Raw genomic sequence first — 20,426 nt, 5'->3', positions numbered from 1 at the left:
CATGACACCTAACTCTCAAGGAGGTGAGCCCTTATGGCTCCCGAGATTCCCGGATTCGCTGAGCGGCGCGTCCCCGTCGCCGATGGGGTGGCGCTCAATGTGGCCGTCGGTGGGAGTGGGGATCCCGTCGTGTTGCTGCACGGGTTCCCACAGACCCATCTCATGTGGCGGCATGTCGCCGCCGACCTGGCGGCCGATCACACCGTCATCTGCCCCGACCTGCGCGGCTACGGCGCCAGTGACAAGCCGGGGGACGTGGACGGCGAGACCTACTCCAAGCGGACGATGGGCAATGACGTCGTGGCGCTGGCGGAGGCGCTCGGGTTCGAGCGGTTCGCGCTCGTGGGCCACGACCGGGGCGCGCTGGTCGCGGTCAGGGCGGGGCTCGATCACCCGGATCGGATCACGCACGTGGCGGCCCTCGACGTGCTGCCGACGCTGGACTCGTGGGAGGTCATGCAGGGGCGCTCCGCCGCCGTGGGGTTCCACCTGTTCCTGATGGCGCAGCCCAAGGGACTTCCCGAGGCGATGATCGAGGCGACGGCGGACGCGTTCTTCGGCTACTTCCTCGACCTGTGGGCCTCCAGCCGGGACGCGATCCCGCAGGACGTGCGGGACGCCTACCTGGAGGCGTCGCGAGCGGCCGTGCCGTCGATCGTGGCCGACTACCGCGCCACCGCCACGATCGACGTCGAGCACGACGAGGCCGACCGGCGGGCGGGCCGCCGGTTGCGGATGCCGGTCACGGTCCTGCAGCAGGACTGGGGCTCGGCGCTGGGGTTCGACGCGGCGGGGCGGTGGCGGGCGTGGGCGGACGACCTGGATCACCGTACGGTCTCCAGCGGCCACTTCATGGCCGAGGAGGCGCCGGCGAAGGTGGTCAAGGCGATCCGCGACCTCCTCACCAGGCGCCCCACGAAAAGCCCCACGAAGAGCCCGCGGAAAGCCCCGCGAAAGGCTAGGACGTCGCCTTCGGGTCGTCGTACTCGATGGCGTAGTCCTGTTGTGAGCGGTCCTTCAACGCCCACGCCGCCACCACGCTGATCGCGGCGCAGATCGCCATGTACACGGCGATGGCGAACGAGCTCTTGTACGTCGCGTACAGCCACACCGCGATCAGCGGCGCGGGCCCGCCCGCCGTCAAAGAGGCGAGCTGGTAGCCGAGGGACGCGCCGCTGTAGCGCAGCCGCCCGGTGAAGCTCTCCGCGATGAACGTGGCCTGCGGCCCGTACTGGATGTCGTGGATGGGCGCGGCCAGCACGATGGCGAGGAAGACCAGGGCGGGCACGCGGGTGTCGAGCAGCGGCCAGTAGACGAACGACCAGACGACCATGAGCGCGGCACCGACGATGTAGAGGCGCCGCCGCCCGACCAGGTCCGAGATGTACCCCCAGAACGGCACGGTGACCAGGGAGACGAGGCCGGCGACGATCACGTACGTGTAGACGTCGCTCGCCTCGAACCCCAGCGCCGTCGTTGCGTAGGTGAGGATGAAGACGGTGAAGATGTAGAACGGCGCCTGCTGCCCGGTGCGCAGCAGCGCGCTGAGCACGATCTCCCGCCAGTTCTTGACCAGCACCTCCTTGACGGGCACCCGCTCGACCTTGTTCTCCTTCATGACCTTGGCGAAGACGGGCGTCTCGAGGATGCCGAGCCTGATGTAGAGGCCGACGGCGGCCATCACGATGCTGAGCAGGAACGGGATGCGCCACCCCCAGTACGGGTGCAGCGGCTCGAAGATCTGCAGCGCCAGGTAGCCGAGCACGAGCCCGACGGGCACACCGAACTGCGGCCAGCTGCCCAGGAACCCGCGCTTGCCCCCGCGCGTCTTGCCCCATTCGGTGGCGAGGAGCACGGATCCGCCCCATTCGCCGCCGACGCTGATGCCCTGGAGCAGGCGCAGCAGCGTGAGCAGGATGCCGCCCCAGATGCCGATCTGCTCGTACGTGGGCACGAGCCCGACGAGGGCGGTGGCCACGCCCATGGTGACGAGCGTGGTGATGAGGGCGGCCTTGCGGCCGATGCGGTCGCCGTAGTGGCCGAAGATGGCGGCGCCGATGGGCCGGGCGGCGAACCCGCCGAAGTAGGTGCCGAGGGCGAGCAGGAGTCCTGTGGTGGGGTCGCTGGTGGGGAAGAAGAGCTCCGCGAACAACGTGCTGGCGGCGAAGCCGTAGAGGAAGAAGTCGTACCACTCGATCGAGGTGCCGACGGCGGAGGCGACCACCGCACGGACCAGTTGCCGTCTTCTCAGCTGACCTGATGCGTCGAGTCCTTGCTGCTCAACCATCTGCCGCTCCTGGGGGAGGTCTGGCGTCTCCCGCGACGGTACATGAACGCTGATCGATGGTCATCAGCCGGATTCGCCGGGGGTCCCGGCTTTCCATGAACCGGGCGGGTTCCGGGCCGGTCACGCGGGGTAGCGGGAGGACCACGAGGGGGACATGCCGGAAGGGGGGCGGCGCGATGCGTCGTTCGATCATCGCCGCCGTGGTCGTGGGCCTGGTGGTCACGGGCTGCACGAAGACGGAGAAGGACTGGGCGAACCAGGCGCCGCAGAACGACGGGGCCAACGCCAACGTGGGGCAGAGCCTGCAGTTGCGCAACGCCTTCCTGCTGGGCAGCGCCGACCCGGCGTCGCCGGCGCCCGAGCAGGCGCTCTTCGTGGTGCTGGTCAACAGCTCGAGCCGGGCGAACCGGCTGGAGAACGTCACGATCGAGGGCGGCGGCCAGGTGCGGCTGGCCGGGCCCGTCGAGATCCCGCCCGACCATGCGATCGGCACCGGCAACCAGCCGATCGGCACGGTCTCGGGCGCGCGCGGCACGTCGGTGCCGATGACGTTCACGTTCCAGGACCGTTCGAAGATGCGGGTGATGGTGCCGGTCATGGCGCGGACCGGCCAGTACGCGAACCTGCCGACCACCCCGACGGCGCCGCCGTCGGCCTCGCCGCCCGCCACCGCGCCGCCCACGGCTCCGACGAGCCCTGACACGATCAGCGGCAGCCCGTCACCGACGGGCTGAGTGCTCGGAGAGCGCGGCGGCCGCCCGCGTGACCAGCTCGCCGTATTCGGCGCGCAGGTCGTCCGGCATGCGGCTGGCCGGGGTGGAGATGCTGAGGCTGGCGACGGGCCCGGCAGGGCCGAGTACGGCGGCGGCGACGGCCGCGATGTCGGAGCGCCACTCGCCCCGGTTGTCGGCGTAGCCACGGGCGCGGACCTGCTCCAGCTCGGCCCGCAGCGCGGCCGGGTCGGTGATGGTGGTGGCGGTGTAGCCGGGCAGCTCGCCGAGTGGCCGGTCGAGGTGGGCGAGGACGGCCTTGCCGTTGGCGGAGGCGTGGAGGGGGAGCCTGATGCCGAGCGGCAGCACGATGCGCAGCGGCTTGTCGGTCTCCAGGCGTTCGATCAGGACGACGCCGTCGCCCTCGGGCACCATCAGGTGGATGGTCTCGCCGGTGCGCTGGCGCAGCTCCTCCATGACGGGCATGGCCGCGTCGCGCAGGCCCAGCTCGGTCGTCCGCGCGATCTGTAAGACCTTGCTCGTCACCTGCCAGCGCGTGACCTCGCCTCCCGCCCGCCTGATCCACCCGGCGTCGTGCAGTGTCCGCAACGACCGCTGCACGGTGCTCTTGGGCAGCCCCAGCGCGCGGGAGAGCTCGCCGACGCCGATGGGCTGGCGCGCGGCGACCGCTTCGAGGGCTCGGAGGGCGTTGACCACGTTCTGCATGCATTGACTCCTCTGCGGGCCGATCTTAATGTTAATGAACCGTCAAGCGGCACACCGTGCCGTCTAGCGGCACGGAGGTGATCCATCAGTGGGCCGGCACTTCCTGCAGATCCCAGGGCCGACCAACGTCCCCGACCGGGTGCTGCGCGCGATCGCGCAGCCCACGATCGACCATCGGGGGCCCGCGTTCGCCCGGCTCGCGGGCGAGGTGCTGGAGCGGCTGCGGGGCGTGTTCAGGACGTCGGGCCCGGTGGTCTGCTACCCCTCGTCCGGTACGGGCGCGTGGGAGGCGGCGCTGGTCAACACGCTGTCGCCGGGTGACAAGGTGGTGGCGTTCGAGACCGGGCACTTCTCCTCGCTGTGGTGCGAGATGGCCACCAAGCTGGGCCTCGTCGTGGACGTCGTGCCCGGCGACTGGCGGCACGCCGCCGACCCCGCCGCGCTCGCCGACCGGCTCACCCCCGACGTGGCCGCGGTCATGGTGGTGCACAACGAGACCTCGACCGGCGTGCGCAGCCCGGTGCCGGAGATCCGCGACGCCATCGACCGGGCGGGGCATCCCGCGCTGCTGCTGGTGGACACGATCTCGTCGCTCGGCTCGATGGAGTACCGCCACGACGACTGGGGCGTCGACGTCACCGTCGGCTGCTCGCAGAAGGGGCTGATGCTGCCGCCCGGCCTCGGGTTCAACGCGGTCAGTGAGAAGGCGCTGGCGCACCGGGGGCGGCTGCCGCGCTCCTACTGGGACTGGGAGCCGGTCATCGCCGCCAACCGGCGCGGCTTCTTCCCGTACACGCCGCCCACCAATCTCCTGTACGGCCTGCGCGAGGCGCTGATCATGCTGGAGGAGGAGGGCCTGGACGCGGTGTTCGCCCGCCACGACCGGCACGCGGAGGCGACCAGGCGGGCCGTGCGCGGGTGGGGCCTGGAGGTGCTGTGCGCGGACGAGCGCGCGTACTCCAGCTCGCTCACCGCCGTGGTGCTGCCCGCGGGCCACGACGCCGACGCGGTCAGGGAGCTGATCCTCGACCGGTACGACATGTCGCTCGGCACCGGGCTCGGCCGGCTGGCGGGCCGCGTGTTCCGCATCGGGCATCTCGGCCACTTCAACGACCTGATGCTCGCCGGCACGCTGAGCGGCGTCGAGATGGGCCTGGCGGCGGCCGGGGTGCCGATCAAGGAGGGCGGGACGCGGGCGGCGCTGACCTACCTGGAGGGCATGAGGGGCAGGGAGGGCGCGGAGGGCAGTGTAGGCGCGGAGGGCGGGGAGGGCGCCGAGTGAGCCTGGCACGCACGCTGGCCCCGCTGCTGGCCGGCGACGTCAGGGACGACCCGTACACCCGGCACCTCTACTCCTCCGACGCCAGCATGTACGCCATCGAGCCGCTGGCCGTCGCCTTCCCCCGGCACGCCGACGACGTGCAGGCGCTGGTGGCGGCCTGCGGCGAGCTGGGCGTGCCGGTGCTGCCGCGCGGCGCCGGCACCAGCCTGGCCGGGCAGACGGTCGGCGCCGCGGTGATCGTGGACTTCTCCCGGCACATGAACCGCATCCTGGAGATCGACGGCGACACCGCCCGGGTGCAGCCCGGCGTGGTGCAGGACCAGCTCAACAGGGCCGCGCGCAAGCACGGCCTGATGTTCGGCCCCGACACCTCCACGAGCGACAGGGCCACGATCGGCGGCATGATCGGCAACAACTCGGCCGGCAGCCACTCCGTCCTGTACGGCTCCACCATCGACCACGTCCAGGCGCTGAAGGTGGTGCTCGCCGACGCCACCACGCCCGACCTCGCCACTGACGCCCGGCTGCGGGCGGCGGTCGGCGAGGTGCTGGACGGCGTCGATCTGTCGGGTTTCCCGCGCTTCTGGCGGCACGCCGGCGGCTACCGGCTGGACGCGGCCACGGCGGGCGGCGGGCTCGACCTGACGAAGCTGGTCGTCGGCTCGGAGGGCACGCTGGCCGTGGTCACCGAGGCCACGGTCGGGCTGGTGCCGCTGCCGCGCGCGAAGGCCATCGCGGTGGGCCACTTCGCCTCGACGGCGGCGGCCGTCGCGGCCACCGCCGACGCGCTGTCGTCCGGCGCCGCCTCGGTCGAGCTGCTGGACAAGGCCATCCTCGACCTGTCCAGGCGGCGGGTCGACTACGCGGCGCTGGCCGGCATCCTGGAGGGCGACCCCGATGCGCTGCTGTTCGTGGAGTTCTTCGGCGACAGCCCGGCCGAGGTGGCCGGCCGGGTGGACGAGCTGGCCATGACGTGGCAGGCCGGCGGGCACGGCTACCACACGCTCAAGGCGGTCACCAAGGCCGGGCAGGAGGCCGTGCTGAAGGTCCGCAAGGCGGGGCTCGGCCTGCTCATGGCGTCCAGTGTGGGCAGCCGCAGGCCGCTGGCGTTCGTCGAGGACACCGCCGTGCCGCCGGAGCGGCTGCTGCCGTACGTCGAGGAGTTCGCCCACGTCCTCGACCGGCACGGGCTGAAGGCCGGCTTCTACGGCCACTGCTCGGTGGGGTGCCTGCACATCCGCCCGTTCGTCGACCTGCGGGTCCCCGGCGAGATCGCCACGATGCGGGCCGTCGCCGAGGAGGTCGCCGACCTCGCCGCCCGCTACGGCGGCGTCAACTCCAGCGAGCACGGCGACGGCCTGGCCCGCTCCGAGTTCAACCGGCACCTGTTCGGCGACCGCGTCTACGAGGCGATGCGGCAGGTCAAGCGGATCTTCGACCCCGAAGGGCGGCTGAACCCCGGCAAGATCGTGGACGCGCCCCCGATGACCGAGCACCTGCGCGACCCGAACCTGCCGGAGCCGCGCCCGCTGGCCACCACGCTGGCGTTCGAGGGCGGCATGCACGCCGCGGCCGACCGGTGCATGAACGTGGGTGTGTGCCGCAAGGACGACACCGGCGTCATGTGCCCGTCGTACATGGCGACCAGGGAGGAGGAGCACTCCACCAGGGGCCGCGCCAACGCGCTGGTCAAGGCGCTGTCGTCGCCCGACCCCCGGCGGGCGCTCGGCGACGAGCGGCTGCACGACATACTCGACCTGTGCCTGGAGTGCAAGGCGTGCCAGTCGGAGTGCCCGCTCGGCGTGGACATGGCGGCGCTGAAGAGCGAGTTCCTGCACCAGTACCAGAGCGAGCACGGCGTGCCGCTGCGCGCCCGCGCGTTCGGCGCGATCAGGACGCTCAACCGGCTCGGCTCGGCCACCGCGCCGCTGTCGAACTGGCTGGCCGGCGCCGTACGCGGCCCGCTCGGCCTGAGCCGGCGCCGCCCGCTCCCCCGGTTCCGCCGCGACACCCTGCCGCGCTGGTTCGCCCGCCGCAAGCCCGCTGACGGCAGGGACGTGATCCTGCTGGCCGACTCGTTCACCAGCTTCACCGAGCCCGCCATCGGCCGCGCCGCCGTCGAGCTGCTGGAGCGGGCCGGTCACCGGGTACGGCTGGAAGCCTCCGGCTGCTGCGGCCGCTCCAGCATCTCCAAGGGGCTGCTCGACCGGGCCCGCACGATGGCCGCCGACATGGTGGGCCGCCTGGCCGGCTCGGACGCGCCGATCGTCGGGCTCGAGCCGTCCTGCCTGCTCACGCTCAAGGACGAGTACGCCGCCCTGCTCCCCGGGGACCCCCGGGTGGCGGGCGTCGCGGCGCGCGCCAGGCTCGTCCCCGAACTGCTCACCGAGGCCATCGACGACGGCCGGCTGGTGCTCGGCGACGCGCTGCGCGGGCGCGAGATCCTGCTGCACGGCCACTGCCACGAGAAGGCCGTCACCGGCACGGCCGCCACCCGCGCGCTGCTGTCCAGGATCCCAGGAGCGGAGGTGACCGAGATCGACGCCGGCTGCTGCGGAATGGCCGGATCGTTCGGCTTCGAGGCCGAGCACTACGACCTGTCCATGAAGATCGGCGCTCTCCGGCTCTTCCCGGCGATCGCCGCATCGTCGCCCGACACCCTGCTCGCGGCCACGGGGGTCTCGTGCCGCCAGCAGATCGCTCACGGCGCGGGACGCACGGCGCGCCACCCGGTCGAGCTCGTCCACGAGGCGGCCGGTCCGACCTGACGCTCGGGGGAGATCGGAGTCAGCAGTGTCCGCAGAGCTCCTGTCCATTCTCGCCCTCATCCTCATGTTCGTCGTGGCCACGATGTTCCCCGTGAACCTCGGGGCGCTGGCCCTCGTCGGCGCCTTCCTGGTCGGGACGCTGGCCGCCGGCATGAGCACCGACGACATCCTCGGCGCGTTCCCCGGCAGCCTGTTCGTGATCCTCGTCGGGGTGACGCTGCTGTTCGCCATCGCCACCAACAACGGGACCGTGGACTGGCTCGTCCGGGCCGCCGTGCACCTCGTACGGGGGCGGCTGGCCGCCATCCCGCCCGTCGTCTTCGTCATCTCGGCGCTGCTGACGGCGGTCGGCGCGCCGGCGCCCGCCGTGGCGGCCATCCTCGCGCCGATCGCGTTCGGCTTCGCCGCCGAGTACCGCATCCACGCGCTGCTGATCGGGCTGATGGTGGCGCACGGGACACAGGCGGGCGCGTTCTCGCCGATCAGCGTGCTCGGCGGGATCGTGAACGGGGTCGCCAAGGACGCCGGGCTGCCCATGGACCATCTCGTGCTGTTCCTGGCCAGCTTCGCCTTCAACGCGGCCGCCGCCCTCATCGTGTTCTTCCTGTTCGGCGGGCGGGAGCTGATCCGGCGCGGGACGTACGTGCCGGAGGCGCCCGCCGGTGACGAGAGCCCGGGGGCGCCGGCCGCCGGAGGCACGGGCGGCGACGGGGGCGGGCTGCGGCTGACCGCGCACCAGGCGCTCACGCTGACCGGCATCGTCGCGCTCTGCGTGGCCGTCCTCGCCTTCAAGCTGGACGTCGGCCTGACCGCCGTCACCGTGGCCGTCGTGCTCTCCCTCACCTCGCCCAAGTCCGACAAGGGCGCGGTGGAGCGGGTGGCCTGGCCGACGGTGCTGCTGATCTGCGGCGTCGTCACGTACGTCGGCGTCCTCCAGGAGATCGGCACCGTCGACTACGTCGGGGCCACGGTGGCCGCGATCGGCGTCCCGCTGCTGGTGGCGCTGCTCATCTGCTACGTGGGCGGCGTGGTGTCGGCGTTCGCCTCGACGGTCGGCATCCTGGGCGCGCTGGTGCCGCTGGCCGTGCCGCTGCTGTCGCAGGGCACGCTCGGCCCCATCGCGATGATCGCCGCGCTGTCGGTGTCGTCGGCGATCGTGGACGTCAGCCCGTTCTCCACGACCGGCGCGCTGCTGGTCGCCAACGTGCGGGGCATGCCGAGGGACGACTTCTACCGCGGGCTGCTGGCGTACGGGGGCGCGATCGTGCTGGCCGGGCCGCTCGCGGCGTGGGCGGTGCTGGTGGCGCCCGGCTGGCTCGGCTGACCCGCGCGATGGTCCGGTGCCGCCGCCGCGTGCCCCCTGTCGCGCGGCGGCGGATCCCGGTTGGATCGGAGGGCATTCCACAACCAGAAAGGATCACCCATGGCTTTCCAGCTCATCGTCATGTACCACCACCCCGAGGACGTCACGGCGTTCGACGAGCACTACGACTCGGTCCACGCCCCGATCGCCGCCCGCCTGCCGGGGCTGCGCTCGTACACGGTCATGCGGCCCGCCCCCGTGCGCGGGGAGCGCCCGCCGTACCACCTGATCGCCGTCCTGACGTTCGACGACGAGGACGCCTACAACGCGGGAATGGCGGGCGAGGAGGGCAAGGCGGCGGTCGCCGATCTGGCCAATTTCGCCGGCGCCGGCGTCACGATGGTGACGGGACCGGCGAACGCGGTGGTCTGACCTTCCTCCCTGCCTCAGCAATGGTCCAGATGGCCATGTGGACAATGCCCGGACAATTGCTGGACGGTCATCTCATGGCGCATTTCCGATTAGCCGGCATGGTGAATGGCGGAAGGAACATGACAACCGGGGACATCGTCATGTGACGAGCGCACTGTGGGTGACGAGGCACTGCGGCCGACGAGCGCCCGTCGCCGGTCCGGAAGCGTCCGGGGGGCCGCTTCCGGACCGGCTTGTGCTTTTGCGAGCTTTCGCCTCGGCCACGACCAGGAGGAAACCCGCCACAAATGGCGCACCCTCTGGGAACAAGCCACCACCCCCGGACCCGGCCCGACCACCTTGCCGCAGGATGACTCGGTGTTCGAGCGGGACGTGACCTACCCCGACGGCACCGTCGTACCGGCGGGCGAGAGGTTCGACAAGACGTGGCGGATCAGGAACACGGGCAGCGTGCACTGGCGCGACCGCTACCGATGATGCCCGCAGTGCTCCGGCTGTCAGGCCGGGGGGGGTGAAGCGGGCCGTCCCGCGTAGCGGGGCAGGGAGGGGTGAATCGCCGTCAAGACGATTCATCGTATGCCTGGTCGGCGGTGAGCGCGATCTCAAGCAGGTGCACGATCTGAGAATTCAGGGATCGCCGCTCGGTCTCGGCGCGGGCGACCACCTGGGCGTGCACGTTCTCGGGAAGCCGGAGCGTAATCCTGATCATGACACCATTGTAGTGCCAGGTTGGGTATGATCGGAGCGTGCAGCTCCGGTACAACTACCGCCTCTACCCGACCCCGGGCCAGCAGAGCGCGCTGGCGCGGGCGTTCGGGTGCGCCCGGGTGGTGTTCAACGACGGGCTGCGCGCACGGCAGCAAGCCCACGAGAACGACCTGCCGTACGTCTCGGACGGCGAGTTGTCCAAGCGCATCATCACCGAGGCGAAGAAGACCCCTGAGCGGGCCTGGCTGGGCGAGGTGTCGGCGGTCGTGCTCCAGCAGGCGCTGGCCGACCTGAACACCGCCTACCGCAACTTCTTCGCGTCGGTGTCCGGCAAGCGGAAAGGGCCGAAGCTCGCCCCGCCCCGGTTCCGGTCCCGCAAGGACAACCGGCAGGCGATCCGCTTCACCCGCAACGCCCGCTTCCAGGTCACGGCGGGCGGGAAACTGCGCCTGCCGAAGATCGGCGACGTCACGGTGCGCTGGTCGCGCCCTCTGCCGTCCGAGCCGTCCAGCGTGACGGTGGTCAAGGACGCGGCGAGCCGCTACTTCGCCTCGTTCGTGGTCGAGGCCGCCGCCGAGCCGCTGCCGCAGACGGCCGCCGAGATCGGCATCGATCTCGGGCTGACGCACTTCGCGGTGCTGTCGGACGGCCGGAAGATCAGCAATCCAAGGTTCCTGCGCCGGGCGGAGAAGCGGCTCAAGAAGGCGCAGCAGGCCCTGTCCCGCAAGGCGAAAGGGTCGAACAACCGCGCCAAGGCCGTGGTCAAGGTCGCCCGCGCCCACGCTCGTGTGGCCCACGCGCGCCGGGACTTCATCCACAAGCTCTCCACCCGGATCATCCGCGAGACCCAAGCGGTGATGGTGGAGGACCTGTGGGTGAAGGGCCTGGCCCGCACGAAGCTGGCCAAGAGTGTGCACGACACCGGATGGTCGGCGTTCGTGACCATGCTGGAGTACAAGGCCGCCCGCTACGGCCGCACCCTGGTGAAGATCGACCGCTGGTTCCCCAGCAGCAAACGGTGCTCGGCATGCGGGGCGGTCGCCGAGTCCATGCCGCTGAACGTCCGGTCGTGGACCTGCCCGTGCGGGGCGGTTCACGACCGGGACGTCAACGCCGCGATCAACATCCTCGCCGCCGGACGGGCGGAGAGGCGAAACGCCTGCGGAGGGACCGTAAGACCCGCCGCCTAGCGGAGGGCAGGACCCGGTGAAACAGGAAGCCACAGAGGTGCCGCACACGCGGCACGGGCTGAATCCCCGGCCTTCTTCAGGCCGGGGAGCGCGTCAACTCACCCGCATGAACGACACACCCCCTGCGAGGCCCCCAAGCGGGTCGGGATCGGCCCGGTGCGGCCGGGCGAGTCGGTGGACATCACCGTACGGGTGAAGGCCGCCAAGGCGCCGGGCCGCTGCAAGATCTATTGGAAGATGACCGACAAGGAAGGCACGCCGCTCATGGCCGACAAGCGCCCCATCTTCCTTGACGTCACCGTGGCCTGACGTCACCGTGGCCTGAGGTCAGCGGTAGGCGGTGGCCTGCAGGGTGTAGAGGTCGGCGTACAGGCCGTCCAGGGTCATCAGGGTGTCGTGGTCGCCCTGTTCCGTGATCTCGCCGTGGTCGAGGACGTAGATGCGGTCGGCGTAACGCACGCTGGCCAGCCGGTGGGTGATGAGCAGGACCGTGCGGCCGTCGGAGTGGGAGCGGACGCGTTCGAACAAGGCGTGCTCGGCGCGGGCGTCGAGGGCGGCGGTGGGTTCGTCGCAGATGAGCAGGACGGCGTCCCGATGGAAGCCCCTCGCCACGGCGATGCGCTGCCACTGGCCGCCGGACAGCTCGTGGCCGTCCTTGAAGCGGCGGTCGAGCAGGGTGCGGTAGCCGTGGGGCAGCTCGGCGATGACCTCGTCGGCGCCGGCGACCGAGGCGGCGGCGCGGAGGGCGGCCTCGCCCTTGTCGGTGCCCATCGTGATGTTGTAGTGGGCGGCGAGCGGCCAGCGGGTGTGGTCCTGGGCGATGACGGCGGAGCGCAGCCGCAGGTCGTCGGGGCTGACCTGGCGCAGGTCGACGTCGTCCCAGCGGACGGTGCCCGTGTCGGGCTCGTAGAGGCCGGACAGGATCTTGGCGAGGGTGGTCTTGCCCGAGCCGTTCTCGCCGACGAACGCGATCACTTCGCCCTGCTTGATCTCCACCGACACCCCGCGCAGGGCCGGGCGGTCGGCGCCGGGGTAGGTGAAGGTGACGTGTTCGGCGGTGATGCAGGAGAAGCGGCCGGGGGCGGGAAGGGGGCGCGGGCGGGTGACGCGGCGCTCGGCCTCGGCGCAGAACTCGAGGAAGTCGGTGAAGTAGAGGCCCTGCTCGTAGAGGCGGTTGGTGGCGTACATGAGGTTGGCGAGGGAGTTCTGGCCGGAGCGGATGGCGAGGACGGCGGTGCCGGCGACGGCGAGCGGGATGGCGGCGACGGCCAGCAGGACGCCGAGCGCGACGTAGACGAGTGCGGTGCCGATGCCGCCGAGCGCCTCGCCCACCAGCCTGGCCACGGTCTGGCGGCGGGCGAGGCCGAGCATGACGTCCTGCTCGGAGCGGGCCACGATGTCGTAGAGGCGCAGCAGGAAGCCGCGCATGGTGAACGAGCGCACCTCGGCGGCTGACTCGCGCTCGGCCAGCAGGTCGGCCATGATCCACTTGCGGCGGCGTACGGGGATCAGGGCGTACATGGCGGCGTAGCGCATGCGGGCGGTGCGCACCGCCGCCCAGGCGTCGGGCAGGACGGCGAGCAGCAGCAGCGGGAGCAGAACGGGGTGCAGCACGCCGAGCACGCCCGCGGCGGCGGCGATGCCGACGGCGGCGGTGACGACGTCGACGGCCGAGCTGACCACGGAGTCGGGCACGGTCACGCCGCGCGTGGTGGCGCGTTCGAGCGAGTCGTGGAAGTCGGGGTCGTCGTAGGCGACGAGCTCGACCTGGCTGGTCAGGCCGTAGAGGCGCTCTTCCGTGAGCCGGGAGATCTGCGGGGTGAGCCGGGACTGCGCCCAGCCCGCCCCGGCCTGGACGGTGGTGCGCAGCACGGCGGCGGCGCCGACGAGGGCGAGGCTGGGCAGCGCCGCCATGACCCTGTCGGGGGTCGGGCCTTCGCTGAACAGCGCGGTCAGCACGCCGGTGGTGGCCAGCAGGCCGAACGCGGTGAACAGCCCGCCGAGCAGGCTGAGCGCGACCGTGGCCAGGGTGTCGCGGGGGCTCGCCTGCCAGGCCATGCGCAGCGCCTGGCCGACGAGCGAGGGCAGCCGTCTGGCGATGGTCAGGAAGCCGACCTCCGCCATCTTGTCGGTGTGGGCGCTCCAATTGGGAACGGTGAGTTCGCCGATGTCGAGCGGCTCGTTCTGCATGCTTTGAGTGTGCACGCGGGCACCGGCGGTTTCCGGTGGCGGCAAGGGTCGGCTTTTGTGAGGCGTTCGACGGTGGTCAGGGGACTTGTCATGTAAGTTTCACCGCCGGTTGACGGCCGATTTGAACGTTGTAATACTCCGTGCGATTCATCTCCCGTTCCACCCGCCTTCGACTGCATAAATGCGCATGAATCGATTCATGGGAGCGGAGTATGTCCAGCAGAAAACTTCTCACCGGTCTCGCCGCGCTCGTGCTCGCGGCGAGCGCACTGTCCGGCCCGGCCGCCGTCGCGGAGACGCGCGCCAGTAAGGCGCTGGCCTGCGGCGACGGCTCGTACAACGCCGAGGCCGTGCTGAGCGGCGGCACCTGGACCGCGCGCAACGGCTCCAGGACCGTCTACACCGGCGGCAGCATGCTGTCGGCCATGCAGGCCGCCGTGAACAGCCTCACCGCCGGCCGCACCTCCAAGCAGCGCGTCGTCGTGCGCGGCTCGGGCTCGATGAGCGCCGGCTCGCGCCTGTCGCTGCCGAGCTACACGGTGCTGGACGTCTGCGGCACCGTGAACGTGACCGGCTCAGGGTCGGGCGACCAGGCCGTCGTGTACGCCAGAGGCGTCACCGACGTCGAGGTCCAGCATCTCAACGTCACCGGCGCCCCGCTGTACGGCATCTTCGTCCGCAACGGCGTCAACGTCACCCTCGGCCAGATCGACCTGCGCCTGTCCAGGGGTCTCGGCATCCGCATCGACAACCACGGCGACCGCGGCGTACGGACGAGGAACGTGCGCATCGACAACGTCTACGTCTCGGGCACCAGCACGCACGGCGTGGAGACGTACGGCGTGGACGGCCTCACCGTCGGCACCGTCACGGCGAGGAACACCGGCCACTCCGGCCTGCTCCTGAACGACACCGTCAACGCCACGGTCGGCACCGTGGACGCGCAGAACGCGGGCACCGGCACGGGTTACGCCGCCTTCCGCATGGCCAACAGGAACGGCAGGATCGGGTCGGGCTATCCCACCAACATCCGCGTCGATCAGGTCATCGCGCGGGGCGGCGGCCGGGGCGTGTTCTGTGTCTCGGAGAGCGGCGGCGCGGTGATCAACCGGGTCGACATCGCCCAGACCGGCAGCAACGCCATCCTCATCGAGAACTGCTACAACGTGAACATCGCCGCCCAGGGCGGCAGCGTGCAGGGGCCGGGCGACATCAGGCTCGCGGCCCGCTCGGAGTTCCCCAACACCTCCGACGTCATCATCCAGAACCTCACCGTGACCAACTCCGCGATCAACGAGAACCCGTGCGGCGCCAACACGACCTTCAGGAACAACACGCTGGTCAACAGCCGCCAGACGATCTGCTGAAGGGTCATACCACGGCGATAGGGGCAATCTGGTACCTCTTCCGGGGCTGGTGGGGCGCATACCGTCACAAACACCCCCACTTCCCCGGAGGAGGCTCCGTGTCGAAACGCCTTCGCATCGCCCTGTCCGCCGTCCTGAGCCTGGCGTTCCTGCTCGTCACCGCGCCGGCCCAGGCCACCGCCCTGGTCACGGTCATCCGGTACGACGCGAGCCGCGCCGCCGAGTTCAGCGCCACCGTGGACCAGGCGGCCCAGGTCTGGAACGCCGCCATGTCGAACGTCCGGCTGGTCCGCGGCACGCCCGCGCACTTCGTCGTGCTGGCCGACAACGGCTGGCCCCGCGCGCTGCCCACCGGGCTCGGGCGCGGCACGGTCTGGATGGGACGGCAGGCCGTGAACGAGGGCTACTACCCGCTGCGCATCGCCACCCACGAGATCGGCCACATCCTCGGCCTGCCCGACCGGCGCACGGGCCGCTGCACCGATCTGATGTCCGGGTCGAGCGCGCCGGTGAGCTGCCGCAACGCCAACCCGAGCGCGGCCGAGCGCGCCGAGGTGGACCGCAACTTCGCCGGCGCAACCCCGCAGGTCGAGTTCGGCACGCTCCACGTGAACCGCTGACCCGGGCGGCGCCCCCGGCCCGGCGCCGGGACCGTGGCGCGCCGGAGACCTTGGCAGGAGGGGCGGCCCCGCCCACCGGGGCCGCCCCTCCCCCGCCGCTTCCCCCGTCAGGCGGGAGCGGCTTCGCGTTCAGTCGCAGGTGTAGCCGGAGGGGAGGGCGGCGTCGCCGTTGGGGCGGCTCGCCTGGAAGCCGAAGGACGTGCTCGCGCCCGCCCCCAGCGTCCCGTTGTGCGGCGCGTTGCGCGCCGTGACGGTCCCGCCGCTGACGCTCACGGAGGCGTTCCACGACCCGGTGATCGTGTGCCCGGCGGGCAGGGTGAAGGTGGCGGTCCAGGAGGTCCTGGCGGCGCTGCCGTTGGTGACGGTGGCCTGGATGACGTACCCGTTGCCCCACTGGCTCTGCGTGGACGGCGTGACCGAGCAACCGCCGCCCGTGTCGCCGCCGGACGTCGTCAGCGTCACCGTGCCCGAGCGGGGTGAGCGGTTGCCCGCGGCGTCCCTGGCGTAGACGGCGAAGGTGTAGGAGGTGTCCGGCGACAGGCCGGTGATGGTGGTGGAGGTGGTGCTCACGGAGACCGCCGGCGACTCGGCGGAGCCCTGTAAGCGGACCACGTCGTACCCCGTCACGCCGACGTCGTCGGTGGCGGCGGCCCAGGTGAGGGTGGCCGAGGTGGAGGTGACGCCGGAGGCGGCGGGCGTGCCGGGCGCGGTGGGCGGGCTGGTGTCGTCCTCCTCGCCGCCCGGCTCGTACGTCAGCCCGAACCCCTGCGGGAACAGCGGCGTCTTGCCGTCACCGGCGTTGATCGGCTGCTGGGACGCGCTGCTCATCCAGGTCATGGGCAGCTTCCCGGCCGGCTCGACGGCGCCGAACAGCACGTCCGCCACTCCCTGCCCCTCGGTGCCCGGCAGCCAGGCGGCGACCAGGGCGTCCCAGCCGGGCAGCTGCGCGGCGATGTCGAGCGGCCGGCCCGAGACGAGCACCACGACGAGCGGCACGCCGGAGGCCCGCAGGGTGGCGAGCGTGTTGAGGTCGGTGGAGTCGAGGCCGAGGCCGCCGGGCCGGTCGCCCTGCCCCTCGGCGTACGGGGTCTCGCCCACGACCGCGACGGCCACCCGGTAGGAGCCGTCGATGCCGCTGCCGTCCCTGCTGTAGGTGACGGTGGCGCCGGAGCCGACGGTGTCCCTGATGCCCTCGAGGATGGTGGTGCCGGGGGTGATGTCGCCGGACGAGCCCTGCCAGGAGATCGTCCAGCCGCCGCTCTGGTTGCCGATGTCGTCGGCGCTCTTGCCGGCCACGAAGATCTTGCCGCCGGTCCTGGCGAGGGGCAGCAGGTCGTTCGCGTTCTTCAGCACGACCTGCGACTTGGCGACCGCCTCGCGGGCCAGCGCCCGGTGCGCGGCGCTGCCCACGGTCGAGGTGTACGACCGGTCGGTGAGCGGCTCCTCGAACAGCCCGAGCTCGAACTTCTTGGTCAGGATCCGGCGTACGGCGTCGTCCACCCGGGCGGTGGTGACGCGTCCTGCCTGCACCTCGGCGCGCAGCAGCTCGATGAAGCGGCGCCACTCGGTGGGCACCATCGCCATGTCGACCCCGGCGTTCACAGCGGTGCGCACGTCCTGCGCCGAGGTGCCGGGGGCGCCGTCGATCTGGTCGATGCCGTTCCAGTCGGAGACCACGAAGCCGTCGAAGCCCAGCTCGCCCTTGAGCACGTCGGTGATGAGGTAGCGGTGGCCGTGCAGCTTGGTGCCGTTCCAGCTGCTGAAGGAGATCATCACGGAGCCGACGCCGCGCTCGACGGCGGCCTCGAACGGCGGCAGGTGCACCGCGCGCAGCTCGGACTCGGACACGCGCGCGTCGCCCTGGTCGGTGCCGCCTTGCGTGCCGCCGTCGGCGAGGTAGTGCTTGGCGGTGGCGAGCACGGACGCGGGGCCGTTCAGCGTGTCGCCCTGGAGGCCGGTGATGATCGAGGCCATCTGCGAGGGCAGGTCGGGGGTCTCGCCGTACGACTCGTACGTGCGGCCCCACCGGTCGTCGCGGGCCACGCACAGGCAGGGGGCGAAGTTCCAGTCGATGCCGGTGCCGGCCACCTCCTCGGCGGTGGCGCGGCCGATGCGCTGGACGAGATCGGGGTCGCGGGTGGCGCCCAGGCCGATGTTGTGGGGGAAGATCGTGGCGCCGTACACGTTGTTGTGGCCGTGCACGGCGTCCACGCCGTAGACGAGCGGGATGCCGAGCGGGGTGGCCAGGGCGGCGTTCTGGAACCTGTCGTACATGTCGGCCCAGCCGGTGGCCGTGTTCGGCGACGGGGCCGAGCCGCCGCCCGACAGCACCGAGCCGAGCCGGTACGTGGTGACGTCGGACGTGCTGACCGAGCCGCGCTCGGCCTGCGTCATCTGGCCCAGCTTCTCGTCCAGCGACATCCTGCCCATGAGGTCGTCGACCCGGGTGGCGACAGGAAGGCTCGGATCCTGGTACGGCAGGGCGGCCGCGCCCATCACAGCGGCCGTCGCCGGGGAGGGCGCCGTCAGGGTCGTGGCGAGGAGGGCGGCCACCACAGCACCGACCACCGGCCTCTTTCTGCTCGGGTTGCTGCTCATCGCACGCTGCTCCGGCTGGCTAGAAGGGATATGGGAGCGCTCCCAACAGCACTGTAGGTCACGATCCCCGAGTTTCCCCGCCGCGTTCGACGCACCACTCCGGCGACGGCGGGCACCAGCGGAAACAAGCCGTACGCCGGTGAAACTTTCAGCTCCTCTTGACCGGTGGCGAGGCCGGCGGGACCCCGGTTCAGGCGACACTGTCCGCCGTCACTTCCACCTCAGGAGGCCCTCGATGGCGTACGGATCCCTGGCCGGCTACGGCGGCGGCGTCGCGGTGGCCGCGCTGGCCGGCGGTCACCCCTGGCTGGTCGCGCTCTGCGCGTCGATCGCGCTGGGCGCCGCCTTCCTGGTACGCGCCCGCTTCCGCCGCGACCGCACTCCCCTGTGCCCATGACGGACCCGTCCGCCGAGTACGCCGGCCACCCCAGGCTCCTCGCGCTCCTCGTCACCGGCGTCACCGGCGTCACCGTCTGGAGCGTGGCCAGGCTGGCGGCGGCCCTGCCCGGGAACGACGCGGGCCCGGCCACCTGGCTGCTCGCCGCGATGCTCCTGTGGTGGCTGCCGCTGTCGTGGTGCGAGCGCCGGATCACCGCGCCGCCGGGCGAGCGGGCCGGGCTGGACGCGCTGCGGGTGACCGTCCAGGTGCCGGTCTACAACGAGGACCCTGAGGCGCTGCGCGCCTGCCTGCGCTCGGTCCTGGCGCAGAGCCGGCCGGTCACGCGGGTGCGGGTGGTGGACGACGGCTCGCACGTCCCGTACGACGACGTCCGCCACGCGTTCGAGTCGGCGGCGGCGGCCCGCGGCGTCGAGACGACCTGGGACCGCACCCCGAACCGGGGCAAGCGCCACGCCCAGATGCACGCGCTGGCCGAGGACGACGGCGACGTGTTCGTCACCCTCGACAGCGACTCGGTGCTCGACCGGCATGCCGTCAGGGAGGGCCTGGCCCCGTTCGCGGACCCGCGCGTGCAGTCGGTGGCCGGTCAGGTGCTGGTGCTGAACCGGACGGCGGGCCCGATCGGCCGGCTGACGGGCCTGCTCTACCTGCCGTTCACGCTCGGCCTGCGCAGCGCGGGCTCGGTGCTGCGCAAGGTGACGCTGAACTCGGGCGCGCTGGCCTTCTACCGGGCGGGCGTGGTGCGCCGGTGCGCGGGCGCGTACGAGAACGAGCGCTTCCGCGGCCGGCCGATGCAGATGAACGACGACTCGCTGCTCACCTTCCACGCCCTGCTGGCGGGGCGGACCGTGCACCAGCCGTCGGCGATGGTGTTCACGCTGGCCCCGGCCCGGTTCGGTCATTACGCCAGGCAGCAGGTGCGGTGGATGCGCGGCACGGCCGTACGGCATCTGTGGTGGCTGCGGTACCTGCCGCTGACGAGCGTCGTCTTCTGGACCACGGTGGCGCAGCACCTGCACCTGCTGCTCATGGCGGCGCTCCCGGTCGCGCTGCTGACCGACCGCCAAGTCGATTGGGGCGCTGTGGCGGCGGCCGGAGCACAGGCGGGGCTGGCCATGAACTACGTGATGGCGCTGCGGCTGTTCACGGTGCGGCGCGGCGACGAGAGCGCGGGGGCGCGGCTGCTGGCGTTCGCGCTCGCCCCGCTCGCCGCGCTGTGGCGGCTGGTGGTGCTGCGCCCGCTGCTGGCGTACGCGGTGCTGACGTGTCACCGGGTCGGCCGCTGGGGCACCAGGGGCGGCGTGGAGGTCGGGCTGACGGCCGGAAAATGATCCCTTTCCTGACAAGATCGCGGCGTGTATGTTCGAGCTGAAAGAAAGTTTCACCCTTGGAGGAAGTGTGGGCAAGAAGCTTCAGATGCTGGCATTACCGCTCGCCGCCGCCGTCGTGGCGGCGCTCGGAACGCCGGCTCAGGCCGCCGAGGGCTACGACCGGTGCCAGGAGGGCTACTACTGCATGTTCTCCGGCCTCGACGGCACCGGGGACGTCATCCAGATCAACGCCGACACCCCCGACCTGGCCGCGCTGGGCATGGCCGACCGCGCCAAGTCCGACTGGAACCGTACGGACAGCCTGATCTACCTCTTCTCCGAGGCGAACTACGACGGCTGCGCCGCCGTCACCTTCGCCCGGGACAAGGGCAACTTCTTCTCCACCTACCGCGACTTCTTCGACTCCGTGCGCTTCGACGGGCCCGGCGGCCCGTCCTGCGGCATCACGGTCAAGAGCGGCGCGGCCGACTCCCACGGCTGACGGCCCCCGGCACGGGAAGACCCCCGGCCGGAG

17 protein-coding genes and 2 pseudogenes are annotated in these 20,426 nt (G+C 71.6%); 14 read left to right on the top strand and 5 right to left on the bottom strand.

Going from position 1 to position 20,426, the window contains the following annotated elements:
- Window positions 1-33: 33 nt before the first annotated feature.
- Window positions 34-909 (top strand): annotated as a pseudogene (locus AB0K28_RS14665) (alpha/beta hydrolase); the annotation flags it as partial.
- Between the two features lie 49 nt (window positions 910-958).
- Here the strand turns inward: AB0K28_RS14665 and AB0K28_RS14660 are convergent.
- Window positions 959-2,287 (bottom strand): MFS transporter, encoded by a 1,329-nt coding sequence (locus AB0K28_RS14660; protein ID WP_364369419.1) that lies wholly within the window; start codon window positions 2,285-2,287, stop codon window positions 959-961.
- Between the two features lie 176 nt (window positions 2,288-2,463).
- Here AB0K28_RS14660 and AB0K28_RS14655 point away from each other — a divergent pair, with 176 nt between their 5' ends.
- A complete protein-coding gene (locus tag AB0K28_RS14655) occupies window positions 2,464-3,021 on the top strand; it encodes a hypothetical protein (RefSeq protein WP_345400108.1) in 558 nt (185 codons plus the stop codon).
- Here the strand turns inward: AB0K28_RS14655 and AB0K28_RS14650 are convergent.
- A complete protein-coding gene (locus tag AB0K28_RS14650; RefSeq protein WP_364369416.1) occupies window positions 3,007-3,723 on the bottom strand; it encodes an IclR family transcriptional regulator in 717 nt (238 codons plus the stop codon). The two genes, AB0K28_RS14655 and AB0K28_RS14650, sit on opposite strands and share 15 nt — an antisense overlap.
- Window positions 3,724-3,811: 88 nt before the next feature.
- On the opposite strand from AB0K28_RS14650, the gene AB0K28_RS14645 reads away from it, so the two are divergent.
- The 5 genes from AB0K28_RS14645 (at window position 3,812) to AB0K28_RS14625 (ending at window position 9,985) form a co-directional block, all read left to right on the top strand.
- Window positions 3,812-5,005: an aminotransferase class V-fold PLP-dependent enzyme gene (locus AB0K28_RS14645; protein ID WP_364369413.1), complete on the top strand. Its 1,194-nt coding sequence runs from the start codon at window positions 3,812-3,814 to the stop codon at window positions 5,003-5,005.
- Window positions 5,002-7,773: an FAD-linked oxidase C-terminal domain-containing protein gene (locus AB0K28_RS14640; protein ID WP_364369410.1), complete on the top strand. Its 2,772-nt coding sequence runs from the start codon at window positions 5,002-5,004 to the stop codon at window positions 7,771-7,773. Before AB0K28_RS14645 ends, AB0K28_RS14640 begins: the two co-directional genes overlap by 4 nt.
- Window positions 7,774-7,798: 25 nt before the next feature.
- Window positions 7,799-9,097, top strand: a complete 1,299-nt coding sequence (locus tag AB0K28_RS14635; protein ID WP_364369407.1) for an SLC13 family permease — start codon at window positions 7,799-7,801, stop codon at window positions 9,095-9,097.
- Between the two features lie 99 nt (window positions 9,098-9,196).
- Entirely contained in the window at window positions 9,197-9,508 is a 312-nt protein-coding gene (locus AB0K28_RS14630) for an EthD family reductase (protein ID WP_364369404.1), read from the top strand.
- Between the two features lie 357 nt (window positions 9,509-9,865).
- The gene (locus AB0K28_RS14625; RefSeq protein WP_345400090.1) at window positions 9,866-9,985 is read left to right on the top strand and encodes an NBR1-Ig-like domain-containing protein; all 120 of its coding nucleotides are present in this window, start codon (window positions 9,866-9,868) and stop codon (window positions 9,983-9,985) included.
- An 82-nt stretch (window positions 9,986-10,067) separates the two neighbouring features.
- Here AB0K28_RS14625 and AB0K28_RS14620 read toward each other — a convergent pair whose 3' ends face one another.
- Window positions 10,068-10,217: an Arc family DNA-binding protein gene (locus tag AB0K28_RS14620; protein WP_345400087.1), complete on the bottom strand. Its 150-nt coding sequence runs from the start codon at window positions 10,215-10,217 to the stop codon at window positions 10,068-10,070.
- Window positions 10,218-10,254: 37 nt separating this feature from the next.
- Between AB0K28_RS14620 and AB0K28_RS14615 the strand changes: the two genes are divergently transcribed.
- The gene (locus AB0K28_RS14615) at window positions 10,255-11,406 is read left to right on the top strand and encodes a transposase (RefSeq protein WP_364369400.1); all 1,152 of its coding nucleotides are present in this window, start codon (window positions 10,255-10,257) and stop codon (window positions 11,404-11,406) included.
- A 111-nt stretch (window positions 11,407-11,517) separates the two neighbouring features.
- Window positions 11,518-11,715 (top strand): annotated as a pseudogene (locus tag AB0K28_RS14610) (NBR1-Ig-like domain-containing protein); the annotation flags it as partial.
- Window positions 11,716-11,733: 18 nt separating this feature from the next.
- On the opposite strand, the gene AB0K28_RS14605 reads toward AB0K28_RS14610, so the two are convergent.
- Window positions 11,734-13,596, bottom strand: a complete 1,863-nt coding sequence (locus tag AB0K28_RS14605; protein WP_364369397.1) for an ABC transporter ATP-binding protein — start codon at window positions 13,594-13,596, stop codon at window positions 11,734-11,736.
- 212 nt (window positions 13,597-13,808) lie between these two features.
- Between AB0K28_RS14605 and AB0K28_RS14600 the strand changes: the two genes are divergently transcribed.
- Both AB0K28_RS14600 and AB0K28_RS14595 read left to right on the top strand, forming a co-directional pair.
- The gene (locus AB0K28_RS14600; RefSeq protein WP_364369394.1) at window positions 13,809-14,963 is read left to right on the top strand and encodes a right-handed parallel beta-helix repeat-containing protein; all 1,155 of its coding nucleotides are present in this window, start codon (window positions 13,809-13,811) and stop codon (window positions 14,961-14,963) included.
- A gap of 98 nt (window positions 14,964-15,061) precedes the next feature.
- Window positions 15,062-15,583, top strand: a complete 522-nt coding sequence (locus tag AB0K28_RS14595) for a snapalysin family zinc-dependent metalloprotease (protein WP_345400070.1) — start codon at window positions 15,062-15,064, stop codon at window positions 15,581-15,583.
- Window positions 15,584-15,712: 129 nt separating this feature from the next.
- Here the strand turns inward: AB0K28_RS14595 and AB0K28_RS14590 are convergent, their stop codons facing one another.
- Window positions 15,713-18,181, bottom strand: a complete 2,469-nt coding sequence (locus AB0K28_RS14590; RefSeq protein WP_364369390.1) for a glycoside hydrolase family 3 N-terminal domain-containing protein — start codon at window positions 18,179-18,181, stop codon at window positions 15,713-15,715.
- 235 nt (window positions 18,182-18,416) lie between these two features.
- Here AB0K28_RS14590 and AB0K28_RS14585 point away from each other — a divergent pair, with 235 nt between their 5' ends.
- The 3 genes from AB0K28_RS14585 (at window position 18,417) to AB0K28_RS14575 (ending at window position 20,393) form a co-directional block, all read left to right on the top strand.
- A complete protein-coding gene (locus AB0K28_RS14585; protein ID WP_345400064.1) occupies window positions 18,417-18,578 on the top strand; it encodes a hypothetical protein in 162 nt (53 codons plus the stop codon).
- Window positions 18,575-19,912 carry a glycosyltransferase family 2 protein gene (locus tag AB0K28_RS14580; RefSeq protein WP_364369387.1) on the top strand — a complete coding sequence of 446 codons (1,338 nt, stop codon included), beginning with the start codon at window positions 18,575-18,577 and terminating at the stop codon, window positions 19,910-19,912. The genes AB0K28_RS14585 and AB0K28_RS14580 overlap by 4 nt, the downstream gene beginning before the upstream one ends.
- Window positions 19,913-19,997: 85 nt before the next feature.
- The gene (locus AB0K28_RS14575) at window positions 19,998-20,393 is read left to right on the top strand and encodes a peptidase inhibitor family I36 protein (RefSeq protein WP_355419055.1); all 396 of its coding nucleotides are present in this window, start codon (window positions 19,998-20,000) and stop codon (window positions 20,391-20,393) included.
- The last annotated feature ends 33 nt before the right edge of the window (window positions 20,394-20,426 follow it).

This window comes from Nonomuraea sp. NPDC049504 (assembly GCF_040676845.1).
Taxonomy (GTDB): Bacteria; Actinomycetota; Actinomycetes; order Streptosporangiales; family Streptosporangiaceae; genus Nonomuraea; species Nonomuraea salmonea.
This window is presented reverse-complemented; position numbering and strand designations above follow the sequence as displayed.

Bases quoted from the DNA above. Each gene is read 5' to 3' on its own strand.
- AB0K28_RS14620 (WP_345400087.1), bottom strand. From the start codon at position 10,217: ATGATCAGGATTACGCTCCGGCTTCCCGAGAACGTGCACGCCCAGGTG.
- AB0K28_RS14655 (WP_345400108.1), top strand. From the start codon at position 2,464: ATGCGTCGTTCGATCATCGCCGCCGTGGTCGTGGGCCTGGTGGTCACG.
- AB0K28_RS14585 (WP_345400064.1), top strand. From the start codon at position 18,417: ATGGCGTACGGATCCCTGGCCGGCTACGGCGGCGGCGTCGCGGTGGCC.
- AB0K28_RS14630 (WP_364369404.1), top strand. From the start codon at position 9,197: ATGGCTTTCCAGCTCATCGTCATGTACCACCACCCCGAGGACGTCACG.
- AB0K28_RS14660 (WP_364369419.1), bottom strand. From the start codon at position 2,287: ATGGTTGAGCAGCAAGGACTCGACGCATCAGGTCAGCTGAGAAGACGG.
- AB0K28_RS14600 (WP_364369394.1), top strand. From the start codon at position 13,809: ATGTCCAGCAGAAAACTTCTCACCGGTCTCGCCGCGCTCGTGCTCGCG.
- AB0K28_RS14580 (WP_364369387.1), top strand. From the start codon at position 18,575: ATGACGGACCCGTCCGCCGAGTACGCCGGCCACCCCAGGCTCCTCGCG.
- AB0K28_RS14575 (WP_355419055.1), top strand. From the start codon at position 19,998: ATGCTGGCATTACCGCTCGCCGCCGCCGTCGTGGCGGCGCTCGGAACG.
- AB0K28_RS14605 (WP_364369397.1), bottom strand. From the start codon at position 13,596: ATGCAGAACGAGCCGCTCGACATCGGCGAACTCACCGTTCCCAATTGG.
- AB0K28_RS14590 (WP_364369390.1), bottom strand. From the start codon at position 18,181: ATGAGCAGCAACCCGAGCAGAAAGAGGCCGGTGGTCGGTGCTGTGGTG.
- AB0K28_RS14650 (WP_364369416.1), bottom strand. From the start codon at position 3,723: ATGCAGAACGTGGTCAACGCCCTCCGAGCCCTCGAAGCGGTCGCCGCG.